The sequence below is a fragment of the Thauera butanivorans genome (assembly GCF_048398245.1).
Lineage (GTDB): Bacteria > Pseudomonadota > Gammaproteobacteria > Burkholderiales > Rhodocyclaceae > Thauera > Thauera butanivorans.
The window spans coordinates 4,407,852-4,426,404 of sequence record NZ_CP183038.1 but is presented as its reverse complement, the minus strand read 5'-3'; the positions used below and the strand labels follow the sequence as shown (position 1 = coordinate 4,426,404).

At 68.3% G+C, this 18,553-nt stretch carries 23 protein-coding genes; 7 read left to right on the top strand and 16 right to left on the bottom strand.

Annotated features, from left to right (window positions below):
* Window positions 1-2: 2 nt before the first annotated feature.
* Together xerC and ACNQFN_RS21360 are read left to right on the top strand one after the other, a co-directional pair.
* The gene (gene xerC / locus ACNQFN_RS21365; RefSeq protein ID WP_418647507.1) at window positions 3-944 is read left to right on the top strand and encodes a tyrosine recombinase XerC; all 942 of its coding nucleotides are present in this window, start codon (window positions 3-5) and stop codon (window positions 942-944) included.
* A 144-nt stretch (window positions 945-1,088) separates the two neighbouring features.
* Complete coding sequence (locus tag ACNQFN_RS21360; RefSeq protein ID WP_245650862.1) at window positions 1,089-1,682, top strand: hypothetical protein; 594 nt, start codon at window positions 1,089-1,091, stop codon at window positions 1,680-1,682.
* A gap of 60 nt (window positions 1,683-1,742) precedes the next feature.
* Here the strand turns inward: ACNQFN_RS21360 and ACNQFN_RS21355 are convergent, their stop codons facing one another.
* From ACNQFN_RS21355 to ruvA, 3 genes are read right to left on the bottom strand one after another with little or no spacing between them, the layout of a single operon-like run.
* Window positions 1,743-2,102 (bottom strand): hypothetical protein, encoded by a 360-nt coding sequence (locus tag ACNQFN_RS21355; protein ID WP_068635783.1) that lies wholly within the window; start codon window positions 2,100-2,102, stop codon window positions 1,743-1,745.
* 12 nt (window positions 2,103-2,114) lie between these two features.
* Entirely contained in the window at window positions 2,115-3,170 is a 1,056-nt protein-coding gene (gene ruvB / locus ACNQFN_RS21350; protein ID WP_068635782.1) for a Holliday junction branch migration DNA helicase RuvB, read from the bottom strand.
* Between the two features lie 9 nt (window positions 3,171-3,179).
* Window positions 3,180-3,779, bottom strand: a complete 600-nt coding sequence (ruvA, locus tag ACNQFN_RS21345; RefSeq protein WP_068635781.1) for a Holliday junction branch migration protein RuvA — start codon at window positions 3,777-3,779, stop codon at window positions 3,180-3,182.
* Window positions 3,780-4,048: 269 nt separating this feature from the next.
* Between ruvA and ACNQFN_RS21340 the strand changes: the two genes are divergently transcribed.
* The 5 genes from ACNQFN_RS21340 to ACNQFN_RS21320 all read left to right on the top strand — a co-directional run bounded on the left by ACNQFN_RS21340 (window position 4,049) and on the right by ACNQFN_RS21320 (window position 8,768).
* Window positions 4,049-5,209: an ABC transporter substrate-binding protein gene (locus ACNQFN_RS21340; protein WP_068635780.1), complete on the top strand. Its 1,161-nt coding sequence runs from the start codon at window positions 4,049-4,051 to the stop codon at window positions 5,207-5,209.
* A 149-nt stretch (window positions 5,210-5,358) separates the two neighbouring features.
* Window positions 5,359-6,279 carry a branched-chain amino acid ABC transporter permease gene (locus ACNQFN_RS21335; protein ID WP_418647506.1) on the top strand — a complete coding sequence of 307 codons (921 nt, stop codon included), beginning with the start codon at window positions 5,359-5,361 and terminating at the stop codon, window positions 6,277-6,279.
* 82 nt (window positions 6,280-6,361) lie between these two features.
* Window positions 6,362-7,309 (top strand): branched-chain amino acid ABC transporter permease, encoded by a 948-nt coding sequence (locus ACNQFN_RS21330; RefSeq protein WP_418648946.1) that lies wholly within the window; start codon window positions 6,362-6,364, stop codon window positions 7,307-7,309.
* Window positions 7,306-8,055: an ABC transporter ATP-binding protein gene (locus ACNQFN_RS21325; protein WP_418647505.1), complete on the top strand. Its 750-nt coding sequence runs from the start codon at window positions 7,306-7,308 to the stop codon at window positions 8,053-8,055. Before ACNQFN_RS21330 ends, ACNQFN_RS21325 begins: the two co-directional genes overlap by 4 nt.
* On the top strand, window positions 8,052-8,768 hold the full coding sequence (locus tag ACNQFN_RS21320; RefSeq protein WP_418647504.1) for an ABC transporter ATP-binding protein: 717 nt from the start codon (window positions 8,052-8,054) through the stop codon (window positions 8,766-8,768). Before ACNQFN_RS21325 ends, ACNQFN_RS21320 begins: the two co-directional genes overlap by 4 nt.
* Before the next feature lie 145 nt (window positions 8,769-8,913).
* Here ACNQFN_RS21320 and ACNQFN_RS21315 read toward each other — a convergent pair whose 3' ends face one another.
* The 13 genes from ACNQFN_RS21315 to ACNQFN_RS21255 form a co-directional block, all read right to left on the bottom strand.
* Window positions 8,914-9,537, bottom strand: coding sequence for an REP-associated tyrosine transposase (locus tag ACNQFN_RS21315; protein ID WP_418647503.1), 624 nt, complete (start codon window positions 9,535-9,537; stop codon window positions 8,914-8,916).
* A gap of 50 nt (window positions 9,538-9,587) precedes the next feature.
* Window positions 9,588-10,544, bottom strand: a complete 957-nt coding sequence (locus ACNQFN_RS21310) for a prenyltransferase (protein WP_418647502.1) — start codon at window positions 10,542-10,544, stop codon at window positions 9,588-9,590.
* Entirely contained in the window at window positions 10,541-11,995 is a 1,455-nt protein-coding gene (gene rng / locus ACNQFN_RS21305; RefSeq protein WP_068635775.1) for a ribonuclease G, read from the bottom strand. Before rng ends, ACNQFN_RS21310 begins: the two co-directional genes overlap by 4 nt.
* A gap of 81 nt (window positions 11,996-12,076) precedes the next feature.
* Window positions 12,077-12,691 (bottom strand): Maf family protein, encoded by a 615-nt coding sequence (locus ACNQFN_RS21300; RefSeq protein ID WP_068635770.1) that lies wholly within the window; start codon window positions 12,689-12,691, stop codon window positions 12,077-12,079.
* A gap of 19 nt (window positions 12,692-12,710) precedes the next feature.
* A complete protein-coding gene (rlmH, locus tag ACNQFN_RS21295) occupies window positions 12,711-13,181 on the bottom strand; it encodes a 23S rRNA (pseudouridine(1915)-N(3))-methyltransferase RlmH (RefSeq protein WP_068635769.1) in 471 nt (156 codons plus the stop codon).
* Window positions 13,182-13,544, bottom strand: a complete 363-nt coding sequence (rsfS, locus tag ACNQFN_RS21290) for a ribosome silencing factor (protein ID WP_068635768.1) — start codon at window positions 13,542-13,544, stop codon at window positions 13,182-13,184.
* A complete protein-coding gene (gene nadD / locus ACNQFN_RS21285; protein ID WP_068635767.1) occupies window positions 13,544-14,269 on the bottom strand; it encodes a nicotinate-nucleotide adenylyltransferase in 726 nt (241 codons plus the stop codon). Before nadD ends, rsfS begins: the two co-directional genes overlap by 1 nt.
* Window positions 14,266-15,033 carry a BPSS1780 family membrane protein gene (locus tag ACNQFN_RS21280; protein WP_068635766.1) on the bottom strand — a complete coding sequence of 256 codons (768 nt, stop codon included), beginning with the start codon at window positions 15,031-15,033 and terminating at the stop codon, window positions 14,266-14,268. The genes nadD and ACNQFN_RS21280 overlap by 4 nt, the downstream gene beginning before the upstream one ends.
* 10 nt (window positions 15,034-15,043) lie before the next feature.
* A complete protein-coding gene (locus ACNQFN_RS21275; RefSeq protein WP_245650860.1) occupies window positions 15,044-15,862 on the bottom strand; it encodes a BPSS1780 family membrane protein in 819 nt (272 codons plus the stop codon).
* Complete coding sequence (locus ACNQFN_RS21270; protein WP_418647501.1) at window positions 15,859-16,815, bottom strand: homoserine kinase; 957 nt, start codon at window positions 16,813-16,815, stop codon at window positions 15,859-15,861. The genes ACNQFN_RS21275 and ACNQFN_RS21270 overlap by 4 nt, the downstream gene beginning before the upstream one ends.
* A 37-nt stretch (window positions 16,816-16,852) precedes the next feature.
* Window positions 16,853-17,395, bottom strand: coding sequence for a DNA-deoxyinosine glycosylase (locus ACNQFN_RS21265; protein WP_068635764.1), 543 nt, complete (start codon window positions 17,393-17,395; stop codon window positions 16,853-16,855).
* Between the two features lie 2 nt (window positions 17,396-17,397).
* Entirely contained in the window at window positions 17,398-17,718 is a 321-nt protein-coding gene (locus ACNQFN_RS21260; protein ID WP_068635763.1) for a DUF2782 domain-containing protein, read from the bottom strand.
* A gap of 58 nt (window positions 17,719-17,776) precedes the next feature.
* Entirely contained in the window at window positions 17,777-18,517 is a 741-nt protein-coding gene (locus ACNQFN_RS21255; RefSeq protein WP_068635773.1) for a TIGR00730 family Rossman fold protein, read from the bottom strand.
* Window positions 18,518-18,553: the final 36 nt, after the last annotated feature.

Here is an 18,553-nt window from a genome sequence, read left to right as displayed (position 1 = left end):
ACATGGCCGATGAGCGCCGAGATGCGGGCATGGAGGCCGGGCCAGTGGAGGTCTGCGTGCCGCTGCCGCCCGCCGTGGAAGCTTGGCTGGACTGGCTTGCCAGCCAGCGCCGCGCGGCGCCGCTGACGCTGCGGGCCTATCGTCGCGATCTGCAGGCCTTGCTGCGCCTCGCCGACGGCAGGGAAGCGACCGCGCTTGCTCCGCACGACATCCGGCGCTTCGTCGCCCGCCTGCACGGCGAGGGGCTGACGGGGCGCTCGATCGCGCGCCATCTCAGCGCCTGGCGCGGCTTCTATCGCTGGCTCGTCCGCCGTCGGGGATTGGCGGCCAATCCGGTGGATGGCATCCAGGCACCGAAATCTGCCGTGACCCTGCCGCGCGTGCTGTCTCCCGACCAGGCGAAGGCCCTGCTCGACGGCGAGGCGGGCGATGGCGTGCTCGACATCCGCGATCAGGCGATGTTCGAGCTGTTTTACTCGTCTGGCCTGCGGCTCGCCGAACTGGCGTCGCTCGATGTCGGCGGCGGGCTGGATCTCGCCGAGGCCATGGTTACCGTGACCGGCAAACGCCAGCGCCAGCGCAGCGTGCCGGTGGGCGGCAAGGCGCTGGAAGCCTTGCGCGCCTGGCTGGCGGTGCGGGATTCCGTCGCCCCGCGGCACGAGCCTGCCGTCTTCGTTTCGCGCACGGGCTCGCGCTTGTCGCCGGGTGGCATCCGCAGCCGCCTTTCAGCGCGGGCCAGGCAGGGTGGGCTGGGCGTGCATGTCCATCCGCACATGCTCCGGCACAGCTTCGCCAGCCACTTGCTGCAGTCGAGCGGGGACCTGCGGGCCGTCCAGGAATTGCTCGGCCATGCCAGCATTCGGAGCACGCAGGTCTATGCTCATCTCGACTTCCAGCATCTTGCACAGGTTTACGACAAAGCTCATCCGCGCGCGCGCAAATGAATGGGCGCAGCTACCAGTCTTCGCGCATTTACCCAAGTTGGGGACTTTTGAATATGTTGCTGGCAAAGCGCTGGGTTATGCTCCATCGGTTACTATAAGAACGGTATATAGCCAATTCGGCGCAGCCTGTTGGCTCAGGAGTTCATGTCAAACAAAGCCGTCCCCAGGGCGTTCTTCATCCGGGAAGGTGTGGCCGATGCCGGGAAGCCGACCCCTGGAGCGTCGCTCTGTGCAACACGCGCAGTGGCGTTGCTGCTCGTCCGTCATCAGATCCGCAACTTGCGTCGCTGGTTCGAGGAATTCGATCGCGACATCCTGCTGCCGATATTGTTGGGCGAAATAGCCTTGCATAATATAGGGGTATTGGAGCACGACAGCAAGTGGGTCGATGGCATGCTCGAGGCATCTTCGGACCTTGCGTTCGACTCGTCCTGGTTCGACGGTTGCCGTCTGCGTCCGTGCAATGCCTATTCCATCGCGGCGGCGACCGATCTGCCGCGCGAGACCGTGAGAAGGAAGATTGGCCGCCTGGTCGAACTGGGCTGGATCGAACGCCGGGAGAATGGCCACCTGTTCATCACCAAGGCAGCCATCAAGCATTTCGGCTCGCTCCTCAGTTCGCGCGAACTGGTCGAACTGATGGATGCCGCCGACCGCGCCCGCAAGCTGATGCCCGCATACGGCGGGGTACGCAAGGCTGCGCAGGGAAAGGCGGAGGGCATCGGCGCCGATGCCTGAGTCCGCTGGGGATGGGGTGTGTTCGTGGCCGCGGCCGGCGTGCGCGCGGGCACCCCTCGGTCACCGTGCGGTCACGGCGGCAGGCACCCGGTAGTCCGGATTTGCACCGGGTTCCGCATTCCAGAGCGCGCTGCCGATCAGTGCCACTGCAAGCAGCAGCACGGCTGAATAGCGGCGCTGCTGTGCAACTGTGCCGGCCAGTCTGCGTTTCTCGCCGTGGTAATACATGGCCCGCAGGTATTGCCCGCCCGCGGCAGCGAGTGCCAGCAGGCCGGCGCCGAGCAGGCGCGAGGATGCTGCGTCGAACTGCAGGCCGATGGCGGGGTCGCGGCCGGGCATGAAGAAGGCTGGCGCCTGCGCCAGCAGGAACAGCCCGCCGAGCAGGCACAGCATGAACATCACCATCTGCAGCGAGCGCATGCCGGAGGCCGTTCAGGCGTCGAACAGATCGCCGCCGGTGCGCGGCGGCGCCAGGCCGAAATGCTGCCAGATCGAATGCGTCGCCATGCGCCCGCGCGGCGTGCGCTGCAGGTAGCCCTGCTGGATCAGGTAGGGTTCGATGACGTCCTCGATGGTGTCGGTCGATTCCCCGATCGCGGCGGCGATGTTGTCGAGGCCGACCGGGCCGCCGCCGAACTTTTCCAGCATTGCCGACAGCAGCTTGCGGTCCATCAGGTCCAGCCCGAGGGCGTCGACGTCCAGCATGCCCAGCGCAGCGTCGGCCACTGCGGCGCTGATGTGGCCGTTTGCCTTCACTTCGGCATAGTCGCGCACGCGGCGCAGCAGGCGATTGGCGATGCGCGGCGTGCCGCGCGCGCGGCGGGCGATCTCCAGCGCGCCCGGATCGTCGATCTCGACGTTGAGCAGCCGTGCCGAGCGGCCGACGATGAAACCGAGCTCCTCCGCCGTATAGAACTCCAGCCGCGACACGATGCCGAAGCGGTCGCGCAGCGGGTTGGTCAGCATGCCGGCACGAGTGGTGGCGCCGACCAGTGTGAAGGGCGGCAGATCGAGCTTGACCGAGCGTGCCGCCGGCCCTTCGCCGATCATGATGTCGATCTGGAAGTCTTCCAGCGCCGGGTAGAGGATTTCCTCGACGACCGGCGACAGGCGGTGGATTTCGTCGATGAACAGCACGTCGTGCGGCTCGAGGTTGGTCAGCAGTGCGGCGAGGTCGCCGGCGCGTTCCAGCACCGGGCCGGACGTCTGGCGCAGGTTGACGCCCATTTCGGCGGCGACGATGTGGGCCAGCGTGGTCTTGCCCAGGCCGGGCGGGCCGAACAGCAGCACGTGGTCCAGCGCCTCGCCGCGGCGGCGCGCGGCCTGGATGAAGATTTCGAGCTGTTCGCGGATCTTGGCCTGGCCCACGTATTCGGCCAGCCGCTTGGGCCGCAGCGCGCGCTCGATCGCATCTTCCTGGCGGTCGGCGGGCTGGGCGGAAATCAGGCGCTCGGGGCTGCCGGCGCGCAGCTTGTCGGTCTCGATCATGGCGGTAGTTTAGCCCTTGGACAGCAGTTTCAGCGCCTGGCGGATGCCTTCGGAAACACCGCTTCCATCATCCAGCCCCTTCATTGCGCCCAGCGCCTCGCGCTCGTTGTAGCCCAGCGCCAGCAGCGCGTTGAGGATGTCGCTGCGGGCATCGGGCAGGGCGCCCGGCGCGGCGGTGAGCCTGGTGCCGGCCAGGTTCGGCAACGCCTTGCCGAGCTTGTCGCGCAGTTCCAGCAACAGGCGTTCGGCGGTCTTCTTGCCGATGCCGGGTATCTTCACCAGCCGGCCGCTTTCCTGCAGTGCGACCGCCTGCGCGAGGTCGTTCACCGACATCCCCGACAGCACCGCCAGCGCCATGCGCGCGCCGACGCCGGACACTTTCAGCAACTGGCGGAAGGTGGTGCGTTCCTCATCGGTGGCGAAGCCGAACAGGAAGTGGCCATCCTCGCGCACCACGTGGTGCGCATGCAGGCTGAGCTGGGCGCCAATGGCGGGCAGGCCGTAGAAGGTGCTCATCGGCACGTCGATCTCGTAGCCGATGCCATGCACGTCGACGAGGATCTGGGGCGGGTTCTTTTCGAGCAGGATGCCGGTGATGCGTCCGATCATGATCGTGGTTCCGGGCGGGACGGATGGGGATGCGCAAGTCTAGCAGCGGCGCCTGTCGGTGCCCGCTGCCATGAGTGAAAATTCATACAGCCCGTTACGCTGGCCTCGGGCGCGGGGTCCAGCCGCCTTCACGGGCATTTTCCTTCTGCCGGCCAGTGCGCTCGGGCTAGAATCTGGCCCGTTCGCGCGATTGTGCCCTGCCTGCGCCGGTTTTCCCGCACAGGCTTGGCGCGGTGCCGCCCTGTCGAAACGATCGAGGAGACTTCCGCATGCCGCAGATGAAGAACCTGGCCGCCATCCTGGCGCTGTGTGCCGCCGCTACCGTCCACGCCGCCGACATCAAGGTCGGCATCGCGCTGGACATTTCCGGCCCGTTCTCGGCGCTCGGTGCCGAGGCGCGCGACGGTTTCGAGCTGGCGATCGAGAAGCTGGGCGGCAAACTCGGCGGCCAGCCGGCGGAGTTCCTGCGCACCGACTTCGGCGGCAGCCCCGAACAGGCCAACCAGCTCGTCGCCCGCTACCTGCAGCGCGACAAGATCGACTTCTTCACCGGCCCGATCGGCTCGAACGCCGCGCTGGCGGTCGGCCCCGCACTGTTTGCGGCCAGGGTGCCCTATCTGTCGAGCAACCCCGGCCCCAGCGCCTACGCCGGCGACAAGTGCAATCCCTATTTCTTCGCCCAGTACCAGAACGACACCTACGACGAGGCCGCCGGCAAGGTCGCCAACGAAAAGGGCTACCGGAACGTCGTGCTGATCGCGCCCAACTACCCGGCGGGCAAGGACCATCTGAACGGCTTCAAACGCCTGTACGAGGGCGCGGTGAAGGACGAGATCTATACCCGGCTCGGCCAGATCGACTACGCCGCCGAGATCGCGCAGATCCGCGCTGCCAAGCCGGACGCGGTGTTCTTCTTCCTGCCCGGCGCGATGGGCATCAACTTCGTCAAGCAGTTCGTCGGCGGCGGCCTGAAGGACGTGCCGCTGATCGCGCCGGGCTTCTCCGCCGACGAGGACGTGATCCAGGCCGTCGGCGAGCCGATGGTCGGCGTGCTCAATACCGCGCACTGGACGCACGACCTGCCGGGCGAGGCCAATGCCGAGTTCGTCGCCGCCTTCCGCAAGAAGTACGACGGCCGCTACCCTTCTGTGTATGCGGCGATGGCCTACGACACGCTGATGGCGATGGACGCCGCGGTGCGCGACGCCGGCGGCAAGGTGGACGACCGCGAGGCGGTGCTGAAGGCGCTGAAGAAACCGAGCTTCAAATCGGTGCGCGGCGACTTCGTCTATGGCGCCAACAACTACCCGGTGCAGAACTACTACCTGCGCGAAGTCGGCAAGGACGCCGAAGGCCGGCTGACCAACAAGCTGGTCGGCATCACGCTGGAGAAGCACCAGGACGCCTACGTCGGCGCCTGCAGAATGTAAGCTCCGCCGCCTGCCGTGCTGCGTGTGCCGCGGCGCGCCTGGCCGGGCGCCGCAGCATGCCCGGCCCGCATTCCGAACACGCCCGCCCGCTGCATGCCGGGCGGCCACGGCGCAGGCCGCGATCTGCATCTCAGCCCGGTTCACCTCAGATGGATGCCATCTTCGTCTTCGAGCAACTGCTCAACGGTCTCGGCTACGGCCTGATGCTGTTCCTGATCGCCGCCGGCCTGACGCTGGTGTTCGGCATCATGGACACGATGAACCTCGCCCACGGTTCGCTGTACATGGCCGGCGCCTATGTCGCCGCGCGCGTGCATGAGGCCAGCGGCATGTTCGTGCTTGCGGTAGCGGCGGCGGTGCTGGTGACCGTGGCGGTCGCGGCGCTGCTCGAAGTGCTGGTGATCCGCCGCCTGTACCGGCGCGACCATCTGGTGCAGGTGCTGGCGACCTTCGGCATCATCCTGATCGCCGACGATGTGGTGAAGGCGATCTGGGGCGTCGCGCCCTTGATGGCCTCGACACCGGCGGTGCTGGCCGGGCCGGTGCAACTGGCCGAAGGCCTGCCCTATCCGTCCTACCGCCTGCTGCTGATCGGCGCCGGCCTGCTGGTCGCGCTCGGGCTCTATCTGCTGGTCAACAGGACGCGCATCGGCATGCTGGTGCGCGCCGGCGCCTCGAACCGCCAGATGGCGGAGTTCATGGGGGTGCGCGTGGGCACGGTGTTCGCCTTCGTGTTCGCGCTCGGCGCCGCGCTGGCGGCGCTGGCCGGTGCGCTGATGGCGCCGATCAGCTCGGTGCAGATCGGCATGGGCGAAGCGATCCTGATCCCGGCGCTGGTGGTCATCGTCATCGGCGGCATCGGCTCGATCCGCGGCGCCTTCGTCGCCGCGCTGCTGGTCGGCCTGGTCGATACTGCCGGGCGCGCCTTCCTGCCGCCGGCGCTGCGCGCGGTGCTGCCGCCTGCGGTGGCGGCGGACCTGGGGCCGGCGCTGGCCGGCATCGCCATGTACGTGCTGATGGCGGCCGTGCTGACCTTGAAGCCGGCGGGCCTGTTCCCGGCCCGGGCCTGAGGTGCGCAGCGTGAATCGTCCCGTTTTCGCTCCATCCCGTGTTGCTTCCGCCGCAGCCGAACATCCGCGGCAGCCCTTCGCGGTGCGCTTCCCGGGCTTCGTCCGCCGCCTGCCGTGGCTGGTGCTGGCGATTCTGGCGCTGTTCCCGCTGCTGGCGCCGGCACTGGGGCTGGAATACTACGTCGGCTTCGTGCGCCGGCTGCTGATCGTCGCCATCGCCGCCAGCAGCCTCAACTTCATCCTCGGCTACGGCGGCATGGCCGCGCTCGGGCACGCCGGCTTCATCGGCGTCGGCGCCTACACCGTGGTCGCGCTGGTCGAGGCCGGCTTCTCGTCCGCCTGGCTGGCCTGGGGCGGCGCCCTGGTCGTAGCCGGTCTGTCCGCCGCCCTCATCGGCGCGGTGTCGCTGCGCACGCGCGGGGTGTATTTCATCATGATCACGCTGGCCTTCGCCCAGATGCTGTACTACCTGGCGGTGTCGCTGCGTACCTATGGCGGCGACGACGGCTACGGACTGTATACCCCGCTGGAGATGGGTGCCTGGCTGGACGGCGTGCATCCGGACGTCTTCTATTGGGTGGTGCTGGCGATCGCCGCGCTGGTGTTCGCCGGCTTCAGCCGCGTCGCCCATTCGCGCTACGGCCATGCGCTGCGCGGCATCCGCGACAACGAGACGCGCATGGTCGCGCTCGGCTACCCGGTGTATCGGCTCAAGCTCGCCGGCTTCGTCGCCGCCGGCGCGGTGGCCGGGCTGGCGGGCGGCCTGCTCGCCAGCCACAACGCTTTCGTCAGCCCGGCGATCATGCACTGGACGCAGTCGGCGCTGCTGCTGGTGATGGTGATGCTCGGCGGCCTCGGCCGGCGCTGGGGCGCGCCGCTCGGCGTGGCGCTGTGGCTGGTGCTGGAAGAGGCGCTGAAGATGCACACCGACTACTGGCACTGGCCGCTCGGTGTGCTGCTGCTGCTCGCCGTGTTCCATGCGCCGCAGGGCCTGGCGGCGCTGTTCGAGCGCCGGGAGGCCAACCGATGAGCCTGTTCGTGGCCGAAGGTCTGGTCAAGCGTTTCGGCGGCCTGCTCGCCACCGACCATGTCGACCTGGCGGTGGAACGGGGCGAGATCCACGCCCTGATCGGCCCCAACGGCGCCGGCAAGTCGACTCTGGTCAATCTGATCTCCGGTCTGCTGCCGGCCGACGCCGGCCGTATCGTGCTCGACGGCGTCGACCTGGCCACGCTGGCGCCGCACCAGCGCGTGCGCCACGGTCTGGCACGCTGCTTCCAGATCACCAGCGTGTTCCGCAACGACTCGGTGCGCGACAACCTGCTGCTGGCGGTGCAGGCCCAGGCCGGCTCCAGCTTCCGCTGCCTGCGGCGGCGCGAAGCCGAGACCGCGCTGGCGGATGCGGCGCTGGCGCTGGCCGACAGGACCGGCCTCGGCGCGGTGCTCGACCGCCCCGCCGGCGTGCTGCCGCACGGCATGCAGAAGCGGCTCGATCTCGCCCTGGCGCTGGCTGCAGCCCCCCGGCTGCTGCTGCTCGACGAGCCGATGGCCGGCATGGGGCCGGAGGATTCGGTGCAGATGATCGAGCTGATCGGCCGGCTGCGCAGCGAAACCGCCATCCTGCTGATCGAGCACGACATGGACGCGGTGTTCCGCCTTGCCGACCGCATCTCGGTGCTGGTCTATGGCCGGGTGCTGACCTCGGGTGACGCCGCCCACGTCAAAGGGCATGCCGAAGTGCAGTCGGTCTACCTGGGCACGGAGGCGCACGCATGAGTACGACGCCGCTGCTGCGTTGCCGCGGCCTGGAGGCTGGCTATGGCGCCAGTCAGGTGCTGTTCGGGCTCGACTTCGACATCCGCCCGGGTGAAGTCGTCGCCCTGATGGGCCGCAACGGCATGGGCAAGAGCACCACGATCAAGACCCTGGTCGGCGGCCTGCGCCCACGCCAGGGCGAGATCCTGTTCGACGGCACGCCCATCCATGCCGCGCGCGCTGACCACATCGCCCGCCTCGGCGTGGCGATCGTGCCCGAAGGCCGGCAGTGCTTTCCGAACCTGAGCGTGCGTGAGCATCTGATTGCCTTCGCCGACCGGCGCAACGGTGCAGCCGAGCCCTGGACGCTGGACCGCCTCTACGCACTCTTCCCGCGCCTGGCCGAGCGCGCCGGCCACATGGGCAACCAGCTTTCCGGCGGCGAGCAGCAGATGCTGGCGATCGCCCGTGCGCTGTCGACCAATCCGCGGCTGCTGATCCTGGATGAAGCCACCGAAGGCCTGGCGCCGGTGATCCGCGACGAAATCTGGCGCTGTCTGGCCCTGCTGAAAGCCCAGGGCCAGACCACGCTGGTGGTCGACAAATACGTGGAAAAGCTGCTGCCGCTCGCCGACCGCAACCTGATCCTGGAGCGTGGGCGCATCGTTTGGCAGGGCAACTCGGCCGAGCTGGATGCGCAGCGGGAGCTGTGGAGCCGTTATCTGGGGGTTTGAGCGGTGCACTGCCAACCCCCCGCAGGTGTCTCGCGGCACCCTGTAGGAGCGGCTTCAGCCGCGAAAACAACGCTTGGGCAACCACCACCAGCCCCTGTTCGCGGCTGAAGCCGCTCCTACGACCCGCTCCTACGGGGGCAAGACATTACAGCCACGTGGCATCCCAATGAGGGTAATCGCGTGCCGTGCTTGCCAGCCCTGCGCGCATCGGATTGGCAACGATGTAGCGCGCGATGGCGCGGATGTCCTCGCCGTCGCGGATGGCTCGGTCGTGAAAGCCCGCCTGCCAGAGCCTGGCCCCTGGCATGTTGCGGGCGCGATTGACGCGCGCTGCGCTGCACGATTTGAAACGCCGCATCAGATCGGCGAGGCTGGTGTGTCTCAATTGCACCAGCCAATGCAGGTGGTTCGGCATCAGCACGAATGCAAGCGTGGCGCACAAACCGGCTTCGTCACAGGCACGCAACTCGCCAATGGCAAGCCGGGCCAGACGCAAATCGTCGAACACACGCCGCCGTTCCTGAGTGACAGTGGTGAGTAGATAGCCCCGCTCCGGCTCGGAAAACCGGCCGATGTGCAGGTGGTGTCCATGAACAGTGCTGGTCATGGCGGTGATGATGCCACGATAATGCTTGCCGCATTCAGCCTCGCCCTGTCGGCACTCCCTCCCCCGCCCCCATCCCCGTAGGAGCGGCTTCAGCCGCGAAAGCAGCAGTGGGGACAGCACGGTAAGGGATATCGGAATCGTGTCGCGGCTGAAGCCGCTCATACGGATACGGTCTTCCTGTCCGAACCAGAGGCAAAGCCATCAGTCGCAGCTCAGCCGAAAGCCAGCGCGCCGGCGAGAATCAGGCCGTGCAGGTTCGCCGCGAGAATGGTGCGCTTGATCGCCGGGCCGAGTTCGGCGGGGTCTTCGGCGTGCTGCAGCAACTCGCGGCCGGCCGAGAAGGACAGCACCAGCGTCATCGCGGCGGCGGCGGTCTTCTGCGGCAGCGTGCCGTTGCTGCTCATGCCGACCAGCCAGCCGTAGGCGACGATGGCAATCAGCAGATAGCCCCATTTCGCCGCCTGCGGGCCGAGCTTCACCACCAGGGTGTTCTTGCCCGTTGCGGCATCACCGGTACGGTCGGGGAACTGGTTGATGAACAGCAGGTTGGCGACCAGCAGCGCATACGACAGGCCGGCGGTGGCGGGCAGCACGTCGAAACTGCCGCGCTGCACGTAGTCGGTGCCGACCACCACCAGCAGCCAGCCGGCGGCGATCGCCAGTTCGCCGAGGCCGCGGCTCATCAGCTTCAGCGGTGGCGCCGAATAGGCCCAGCCGGCGAACAGCCCGCCGGCGCCGATCAGCAGCAGGCCCGGCCCTGTTTGCCAGGTCAGCCACAGCCCGGCCGGAATCACCGCCGCCAGCAGGGCGTGGCCGAAGCGGCCGGTCTGGCGGGCGCTCAGCACGCCGTTCTGGATGAAGCGGCTGCCGCCGGTGAAGGGGAACAGGCGTTCGCTGTTGGCCGCGTCCGCGCCGCTCAGCGCGTCGTGGTAGTCGTTGATGACATTGACGCCGGCATGGGCGACGAGGGCGAACAGCACCGTGAGCACGGCCGTAGTGGCGTCGATGCCGGCACCGCTGCGCCAGGCGCTGGCCAGGCCGATCAGGCAGGCCACCAGCGTCACCGACAGGAAGGCGGGGCGGGTCGCGGCGAAGTAGCGTGCGAAAGCGTTGCCGAAGCGGCCGGGCTGCGGTTCGGCCGGGTTCGGAATGGGCTGCGGCGAGCTCATAGCAGCACGATGTCGTACTGTTCCTGCGTATAGCTGGCTTCGGCGTGCAGCGACACCTTCTTGCCGATGAAATCCGACAGCATCGCCAGCGACTGGCTTTCCTCGTCCAGGAACAGGTCGATCACCTGCGGCGCGGCGAGCACGCGGAATTCCCGTGCATTGAACTGGCGGGCTTCGCGCAGCAGCTCGCGCAGGATCTCGTAGGCCACGGTGCGGGCGGTCTTGACTTCGCCGCGGCCGTCGCAGGTCGGGCAGGGTTCGCACAGCAGGTGGGCGAGGGATTCGCGCGTGCGCTTGCGCGTCATCTCCACCAGGCCGAGCGCGGTGAAGCCGTTGATGCTCATCTTGGTGTGGTCGCGCGACAGCGCCTTGCGGAACTCGTCGAGCACCATCTCGCGGTGCTCGGTGTTCTCCATGTCGATGAAGTCGATGATGATGATGCCGCCCAGGTTGCGCAGCCGCAGCTGGCGGGCGATGGCCTGGGTGGCTTCGAGGTTGGTCTTGAAGATGGTGTCGTCGAAGTTGCGCGCACCGACGAAGCCGCCGGTATTGACGTCGACGGTGGTCATCGCCTCGGTCTGGTCGATGATCAGGTAGCCGCCGGACTTCAGATCCACCCGGCGGGCGAGCGCCTTCTGGATTTCATCTTCGACGTTGTACAGCTCGAACAGCGGCCGCTCGCCGGCATAGTGTTCGAGCAGCGGCAGCACCTTGGGCGTGTATTCCTCGGCGAAGGCGATCAGCTTCTGGAAGTTCTCCCGCGAGTCGACGCGGATGCGCGCGGTGTCGTCGTTGGCGAGGTCGCGCAGCGCGCGCTGGCCGAGGCCGAGATCCTCGTGCAGCAGCCTGGGCGGGAACAGGCCGGTGGTGCTGTTGCGGATCTCGCCCCACAGTTTGCGCAGGTAGGCGATGTCGGCGGCCAGCTCGGCGTCCGAGGCCGATTCGGCCATCGTGCGCACGATGAAGCCGCCGGGTTCGTCGGCGGGCACCAGCGCACCCAGACGCTCGCGCAGGGCTTCGCGCTCGGCTTCGTCCTCGATGCGCTGGGAAATGCCGATGTGCTTTTCCTGCGGCAGATAGACCAGCAGGCGGCCGGCCAGGCTGATCTGCGTCGACAGCCGGGCGCCCTTGGTGCCGATCGGGTCCTTCAGCACCTGCACCATCAGGCTCTGGCCTTCGGCCAGGATGCGCTCGATCGGGCGCGCGGGTTCGCCGTTCTGGCGCTCGCTCCAGATGTCCGCCACGTGCAGGAAGGCGGTGCGCTCCAGGCCGATGTCGATGAAGGCCGACTGCATGCCGGGCAGCACCCGCACGACCTTGCCCAGATAGACATTGCCGACGATGCCCCGGCTGGCGGTGCGCTCGATGTGCAGCTCCTGCACCACGCCCTGTTCGATGATTGCCACCCGCGTTTCCTGCGGGGTGAAGTTGATGAGGAACTCCGTGCTCATGAAAGCCTGCGTCAATGGGAAATGCGCAAGGGCGGCCCGTTTCCTCGCGGGCCGCCCTTGCGCATTGCTCATCTGGCGCGGTTAATACAGAGGATAGCCGAAGGTCTCCAGCAGTTGCGCGGTTTCGAACAGCGGCAGCCCCATGATGCCCGAGTAGCTGCCGTGGATTTCCTCGATGAAGACCGCCGCCTTGCCCTGGATGCCGTAGGCGCCGGCCTTGTCCATCGGCTCGCCGGTGGCGATGTAGTGGCGAATCTCGAGATCGGACAGTTCGCGGAACTTCACCGTGCTGATCGACAGCTTGCTGCGCGTGCGCTCGCCGTCGCTGATCGCCAGCGCCGTCAGCACCCGATGGCGGCGGCCGGACAGGCGGCGCAGGATCGCATGGGCGTCGGCCGTGCCGGTCGGCTTGCCGATGATGTCGCCGTTCAGTTCCAGCGCGGTGTCGGCTGCCAGTACGGGATGGCGCAGCAGCTTGCGCCACTGGATGCGGCGTACGCCGGCCTGGGCCTTGGTCAGTGCCAGTCGTTCGACGTAGCGTTCGACGCCCTCCCCGGAGACGGCCGTCTCGTCGACGTCGGGATCCTCGCCGCGTTCGCCGCCGCGGAAGGTCAGCACGTCGAACTGCACGCCGATCTGCCGCAGCAGATCGCGTCGGCGGGGGCTTTTCGAGGCGAGGTAGATGCGTGGGTTCATCGGTGGATGGGAAGACGGCTCATTCGCGGTGATAGGGGTGGTTGCGCAGCACCGTCCAGGCGCGGTACAGCGCCTCGGCCAGCAGCGGGCGCACCAGGGCATGCGGCAAGGTCAGGCTGGAAAGGCGGATGGCCTCCTGCGCGGCGGCCTTCAGGGCCGGTGCCAGTCCGTCCGGGCCGCCGACGATCAATGCCACGTCCTGGCCTTCGCCCTGCCAGGCTTCCAGCCGGCGCGACAGCGCCTGCGTGCCCAGGTCGGCGCCGCGCTCGTCGAGGATGACGCGGCGGCAGCGTGGCGGCAGCGCGGCTTCGATGCGCGCGGCTTCGGCCGCCATCATCGCGTCCACGGTCTTGCCGCTGGTGCGCGGTTCGGCTTTGACCTCGATCAGTTGCAGCGGCAGTTCGCGCGGCATGCGCCGGGCGAACTCGTCGAAGCCGGCCTCGACCCAGGCGGGCATGCGATGGCCGACGGCGACGACGAAGAGCTTCATTCACTTTCCCGCCGCGGCCTGTGCGGGCTTGCGCGAGGCGGGTGCGGTGTTCCACAGCTCTTCCAGGCGGTAGTGGGCGCGGATCGCGGGCTGCATGACATGGACCACGATACTGCCCAGGTCCACCAGCACCCATTCGCCGCTGTCCTCGCCTTCGATGCTGAGGACGTCGGCGCCGGCTTCGCGCACCTTGTCATGCACGTTGCGGGCCAGGGCGCGGGTCTGGCGGCTGGAGTCGGCGCTGGCGACGACGATGCGGTCGAACAGCGGGGTGTTGTGCGAAGTGTCGATGACTTCGATGTCGCGTGCCTTGATGTCTTCGAGGGCGGAAACGACGATGTGCTGCAGGGCGGAAATGTCCATCAAGAGGAAGCGTGTCCAGTCAGGTTGCGGGTGTAGAGCCCATTCGCCCCAATATAGTCGAGAACGGAATCGGGCAGCAAATAGCGCGCGCTGTGGCCGTGGCCGATCAGGTCGCGGATCAGTGTGGCCGAAATCGCCAGCGGCGTCATGTCGAAGGGAATGATGCGTCCGGCGGGGGCAGCGCGCAGCTCGGCCGGGTCGGAGACGTGGCGGCCTTCGCACAGCGCAGCGAAGGCCGGCAGCCGTGCGGACGGCAGTGTCCCCGGCCAGCGGCGGGCGTGGGGTGCATGGCCGGGCCGGTTGGCGACGGCGACGTGGGCCAGCGAGAACAGCTCCTGCCAGCGGTGCCACTGGGGCAGGCCTTCGAAAGCGTCGGCGCCGAGGATCAGCACCAGCGGACGCTGCGGGCCGAGCTCGGCCCGCAGGCGCTCGAGCGTCGGCACGGTGTAGCTCTTCTGCGGGGCGAGCACTTCGCCGTCGTCGACTTCGAGGCCGTCGTTGCCGGCTGTGGCCAGGCGCGCCATCGCCAGGCGGTCCTGGGCCGTGCTGCCGGGTTCGCCGCGGTGCGGCGGCTGGCCGGCGGGGATCAGGCGCACGCCGTGCAGGCCCAGTGCCTCGCGTGCTTCTTCGGCCAGGCGAAGGTGGGCGAAGTGGATCGGGTCGAAAGTGCCGCCGAGCAGGCCGAGCGGCGCGTCTGCCCGTGCGGTGTCCGTTGCAGCGCTCATTGGCGGGGATCGCCGGGCAGGCCGAACACGTCCCGGGTATTGATGTAGAAGCTGGCGAACAGCACCGGCACCAGGATCAGCGGCAGCGGGAAGGAAGCCAGTGTGGCGACCGTGGGCGAAACCAGGCCCAGGATGCCGATGACCAGGCCAGGCAGCAGGGCGCCGAACAGCAGCACGCCGATCGCGTAGGCAAGGAAGGGGCGCCAGTTGCGCAGGCAGGCGTAGAAGCTGAAGAACATCGCCTTGGCGGCGGGCAGCTTCCACCACGAAGCCAGCATCGGCGCGAACCAGTAGGCCATCATCAGCGGTGTGGACAGCAGCGTCCCCACCAGCAGCGTGGTGCCGAGGTTGGAGTTCGACAGCGCGGCTTCGTCGAGGTCGCCGTCGCCGCGCATGATCGCCGCCAGCGTGCCGTCATCGACCATCGACACCACCAGCAGGATCAGTACCGAGCCCGCCAGGTACAGGCCTCCGATGGCCAGCAGCGACGGCAGGTTGCTGCGAAAGCCGGAAAACAGCACGTCCGGCCCGATCTTCCTGCCGGCGTCGATCGCCCGGCAGGCGTTGAGCACGCCCACCGACAGCGCCGGCATGATCAGCGAGGCGGCGATCTGGCCGACGAAGGGGAAGATACTGACGACCAGCAGCGCCAGCAGGTAGCCGAAGGCGGCGAAACTGAGCAGCGCGGGGTTCTTGCGCCAGAGCTGCAGGCCTTCGCGCAGCCAGTTCCAGCCATGCGCGGAACGAAGGGTATTTGCTTGCATCGTTGGATCTTCAGTCGGAATCGGGGCCGGGGGCGGGAGCGCCTCCGCGGGTGGTGTCCTCGCCGGCGGACCGCTGGGCCGGCGCCGGCAGCGCAGGCAGCTGCGGGGCGAAGGTTTCGCGCCAGGCGGCGTACAGCGCACCGGCCGTCACCGGCAACAGCGCCAGCATGCCCAGTCCGGCCGGGATCAGCGCCACCCAGGCCAGCACGTACAGCAGCGCGGCGAGCACGATGAAGGCCAGCAGGTTGTGGAAGCAGGCGCGGGCGGACAGCATCATCGCCTCGAGCGGGGCGACGCCGTGCAGCATCACCAGCGCGGGGGCGAACCACAGAGCCATCAGCAGCAGCACCCACAGCGCGGTGAACACCAGGGCGCCGACCATCACGCCGCCGGCCGCCATGCCCGCGCCGGGCACGCTGCCGACGATCATGCCGGTCAGCATCGCGCTGCCGCTGATCGCCATGGCCACCAGCGCCGCCAGCAGCGCGCCCAGCAGGTGGAAGGTGCCGACCAGCAGCAGGTTGCCGGCGTGTTGGCGGATGCCGTCGAACAGGTGGTCGATGCGCAGCGCCTCGCCGCGGTCGAGCGCCTGGGCGCCGGACAGCATGCCCGCCAGCAGCACCGGCAGCGCGATCGGCGCTGCCGCCCAGCCGAGGATGGGCAGCATGCCCAGCGCGGCGAGGATCACGAACACGATGAAGGCCTGGATCGCCCACACCACCGGAGACTTCATGAACAGCCGCCAGCCGTCGGCCAGCCATTGCAGGGCATGGCCCGGGGCGACGTCGCCGGGGGCGGGAGCGGGGGGGATATGTCCTTGCTTCGTCATAGCGGCAGCGGCGGCACGCCTGCGGCGCGCAGGCGCAGGATGTCGCGATATTCGTCGGGGTTCTTGACCGACACCATCTCGCCGCTGCGCGGGCGGTGGAAGTCGGCCGCACGCGACAGCCAGAAGCGCAGCGCCGCGGCGCGCAGCATCGCCGGCCAGGCGGCGCGCTCTTCGGCGGTGAACGGCCGCTCGGCATGGTAGGCGTCGAGCAGGGCCCGGGTGCGGGCAGGGTCGAGCTGGCCGTCGGGCTGGCTGCACCAGTCGTTGACCGTCACCGCGACGTCGAACAGCAGCGCGTCGTAGCCGGCGAAGTAGAAGTCGATCAAGCCGCCGACGTGCGGCGTGCCGTCCTCGTCCCTGTCCCACAGCACGTTGTCGCGGAACAGGTCGGCGTGGATCGCGCCCTGGGGCAGGGCGCTGGCATCTACGGTGGCCTGGAAGGCCGTTTCGGCATCGAGCAGCGCCTGCTCGCCGGCCGGCAGGAAGGGGCGCACCAACTGCGCGGTGTCCGCCCGCCAGGCGGCGCCGCGGGGGTTCTCCTGGCGGCGGCCGTAGGACTGGCCGGCCAGATGCAGGCCGGCGAGCATGGCACCGATCTTTTCGCAGTGGGCGAGGCCAGGGTTCATCTCGGACGAACCCGACAGCCGCACCACCAGCGCGGCGGGCCGGTCCTGCAGGGTGCCGAGGTATTCGTTGTCGCGGTCGGCGATCGGCCCGGGCACGGGCAGGCCGTGGCGCGACAGGTGCGCCATCAGGTGCAGGTAGTAGGGCAGCTCGGCGCGCGACAGATCCTCGAACAGCGTCAGCACGTAGCGGCCGAGCGTGGTGGTGACGAAGAAGTTGCTGTTCTGCACGCCGGCCGAAATGCCTTTCAGCTCCACCAGCCGGCCGACGGCATAGCCTTTCAGCCATTCGGCGAGCGTGGATTCGGGGACGTGCGTGAAGACGGACATGCGGGCTCCGGGAGTGGGGGCTGGTGTACGTGGCGGTTCAGGCCGCCTGCGCGGCGGCAGGGTTGGCAGCGGCGGAGGCCGCGCGCACGGCCTGCCAGGCGGCCAGCTTGGCGTCGAAGCCACGCGCGGCATGCGCCGGGCTGGTCGACGGCAGGCGGGTGAAGGCCAGATCGGGCGGCAGTGCGACACGGCTCCGCACGTGGCGGCGGAAAGCCGTTTCGGCGGTGGTGCCGTTGAAGAAAACGTGCCGGATCCGCGGACAGCTCCGGAACAGGCCGGCGAAGTCGTTCGGCTCGATGCTGCCAGGGGTGATGGCGCTGTCGAGGCTGCCGCTGCGCTCACAGGCGGCGATCACGTCCCACAGCGCCACGCCGGCCATGTTCAGCCTTGCCAGCCGCTCGGCGTAGGGCAGCTCCGGCCCGGCGCCGAACAGCGCGCCCATGATCGGCCAGAAGGCATTGCGCGGATGAGCATAGTACTGCGCGGCGTCGAGCGAGGCCCGGCCCGGCATGCTGCCGAGTACCAGCACCCGCGCGTCGGCGCGCACGGCCGGCGCGAAGCTGTGCAGGCGTGCGGGCATGCTTACCAGGACTTGATCACCCACATCGGCACCGCCAGGTCGGGCAGGGCGTCCTCGCGCACCATCTTGCCGTTGCCTTCCTTGTCGATCAGGTAGTAGGGCACGCCGTGCGGCGGCGTCACCTTGACCATGTAGAGCCGGCCGCGGATGCGGTATTCGGCGACGGTGTCCTCGCCGCGCTGGATGATGGTGACTTCCGGCTCGTCGATCTCCCCCTCCATCGGCATCGGCGGCGGTTCGGGAATCGGCTCGAGGCCGGGCGGCTGCTGGGCGTAGGCCGGCATGGCGGCGGCGAGCAGCAGGGCGATCAGGGTGCGGCGCATGGTGTTCTCCAGAAGATGCCTTGATTCTAGCTGTTTGGGCCGAAGCCTGCTGCCGAGGCTACAGGTTCAGCATCATGTCGTGCTCGGCCGGCACCGGCTGGAAGCCGCGCCGTTCGTAATGCTTGAAAATGGCCTCGACGACCTCTTCGGGCGTATCGATGACCTGCACCAGGTCGAGGTCTTCGGGGTTGATCATGCCGTCGGCGACGAGGCGGTTGCGGAACCAGTCGAGCAGGCCCTGCCAGAACGGGCCGTGCACCAGGATGATCGGAATCTTCTGGCTCTTCTTGGTCTGGATCAGCGTCATCGCCTCGAGCAACTCGTCCAGCGTGCCGAAGCCGCCCGGCATCACCACGTAGGCGGCGGCGAATTTCACGAACATGAACTTGCGCGCGAAGAAGTGGCGGAAGGTCTGAGAGATGTCCTGGTAGGGGTTGGCGCTCTGTTCCAGCGGCAGCTGGATGTTCAGGCCCACCGACGGGCTCTTGCCGAAGAAGGCGCCCTTGTTGGCCGCTTCCATGATGCCCGGCCCGCCGCCGGAGATCACGGTGAAGCCCGAATCCGACAGCAGGCGCGCGATCTGCTCGGTCAGGATGTAGTACATGTGATCGGGCGGTATGCGTGCGCTGCCGAAGATCGACACCGCCGGGCGGATTGCGGCCAGGCGGTCGGTCGCCTCGACGAACTCTGCCATAATTCCGAAGATCCGCCAGGACTCGCGCGCGTTGTAGCGCGGCGTGCCGCCGTCCGGAGCGCTATGGGCCTGGGGGCTGCGGGGGAGTTTGTCTTTCGCGGTCATGTTGTTGTTCTCATGTATGTTCATCGGCCGGACCAG

Coding starts and splice junctions, on each gene's coding strand:
- ACNQFN_RS21255 (WP_068635773.1), bottom strand. CDS start 18,517: ATGACCGCGAAAGACAAACTCCCCCGCAGCCCCCAGGCCCATAGCGCT.
- nadD (WP_068635767.1), bottom strand. CDS start 14,269: ATGAGCGCTGCAACGGACACCGCACGGGCAGACGCGCCGCTCGGCCTG.
- ACNQFN_RS21280 (WP_068635766.1), bottom strand. CDS start 15,033: ATGCAAGCAAATACCCTTCGTTCCGCGCATGGCTGGAACTGGCTGCGC.
- ACNQFN_RS21260 (WP_068635763.1), bottom strand. CDS start 17,718: ATGCGCCGCACCCTGATCGCCCTGCTGCTCGCCGCCGCCATGCCGGCC.
- ACNQFN_RS21275 (WP_245650860.1), bottom strand. CDS start 15,862: ATGACGAAGCAAGGACATATCCCCCCCGCTCCCGCCCCCGGCGACGTC.
- ACNQFN_RS21340 (WP_068635780.1), top strand. CDS start 4,049: ATGCCGCAGATGAAGAACCTGGCCGCCATCCTGGCGCTGTGTGCCGCC.
- ACNQFN_RS21360 (WP_245650862.1), top strand. CDS start 1,089: ATGTCAAACAAAGCCGTCCCCAGGGCGTTCTTCATCCGGGAAGGTGTG.
- ACNQFN_RS21335 (WP_418647506.1), top strand. CDS start 5,359: ATGGATGCCATCTTCGTCTTCGAGCAACTGCTCAACGGTCTCGGCTAC.
- rlmH (WP_068635769.1), bottom strand. CDS start 13,181: ATGAAGCTCTTCGTCGTCGCCGTCGGCCATCGCATGCCCGCCTGGGTC.
- rsfS (WP_068635768.1), bottom strand. CDS start 13,544: ATGGACATTTCCGCCCTGCAGCACATCGTCGTTTCCGCCCTCGAAGAC.
- xerC (WP_418647507.1), top strand. CDS start 3: ATGGCCGATGAGCGCCGAGATGCGGGCATGGAGGCCGGGCCAGTGGAG.
- ACNQFN_RS21315 (WP_418647503.1), bottom strand. CDS start 9,537: ATGAGCGGCTTCAGCCGCGACACGATTCCGATATCCCTTACCGTGCTG.
- rng (WP_068635775.1), bottom strand. CDS start 11,995: ATGAGCACGGAGTTCCTCATCAACTTCACCCCGCAGGAAACGCGGGTG.
- ACNQFN_RS21325 (WP_418647505.1), top strand. CDS start 7,306: ATGAGCCTGTTCGTGGCCGAAGGTCTGGTCAAGCGTTTCGGCGGCCTG.
- ACNQFN_RS21320 (WP_418647504.1), top strand. CDS start 8,052: ATGAGTACGACGCCGCTGCTGCGTTGCCGCGGCCTGGAGGCTGGCTAT.
- ruvA (WP_068635781.1), bottom strand. CDS start 3,779: ATGATCGGACGCATCACCGGCATCCTGCTCGAAAAGAACCCGCCCCAG.
- ACNQFN_RS21355 (WP_068635783.1), bottom strand. CDS start 2,102: ATGCGCTCGCTGCAGATGGTGATGTTCATGCTGTGCCTGCTCGGCGGG.
- ACNQFN_RS21270 (WP_418647501.1), bottom strand. CDS start 16,815: ATGTCCGTCTTCACGCACGTCCCCGAATCCACGCTCGCCGAATGGCTG.
- ACNQFN_RS21265 (WP_068635764.1), bottom strand. CDS start 17,395: ATGCCCGCACGCCTGCACAGCTTCGCGCCGGCCGTGCGCGCCGACGCG.
- ACNQFN_RS21310 (WP_418647502.1), bottom strand. CDS start 10,544: ATGAGCTCGCCGCAGCCCATTCCGAACCCGGCCGAACCGCAGCCCGGC.
- ACNQFN_RS21300 (WP_068635770.1), bottom strand. CDS start 12,691: ATGAACCCACGCATCTACCTCGCCTCGAAAAGCCCCCGCCGACGCGAT.
- ruvB (WP_068635782.1), bottom strand. CDS start 3,170: ATGATCGAGACCGACAAGCTGCGCGCCGGCAGCCCCGAGCGCCTGATT.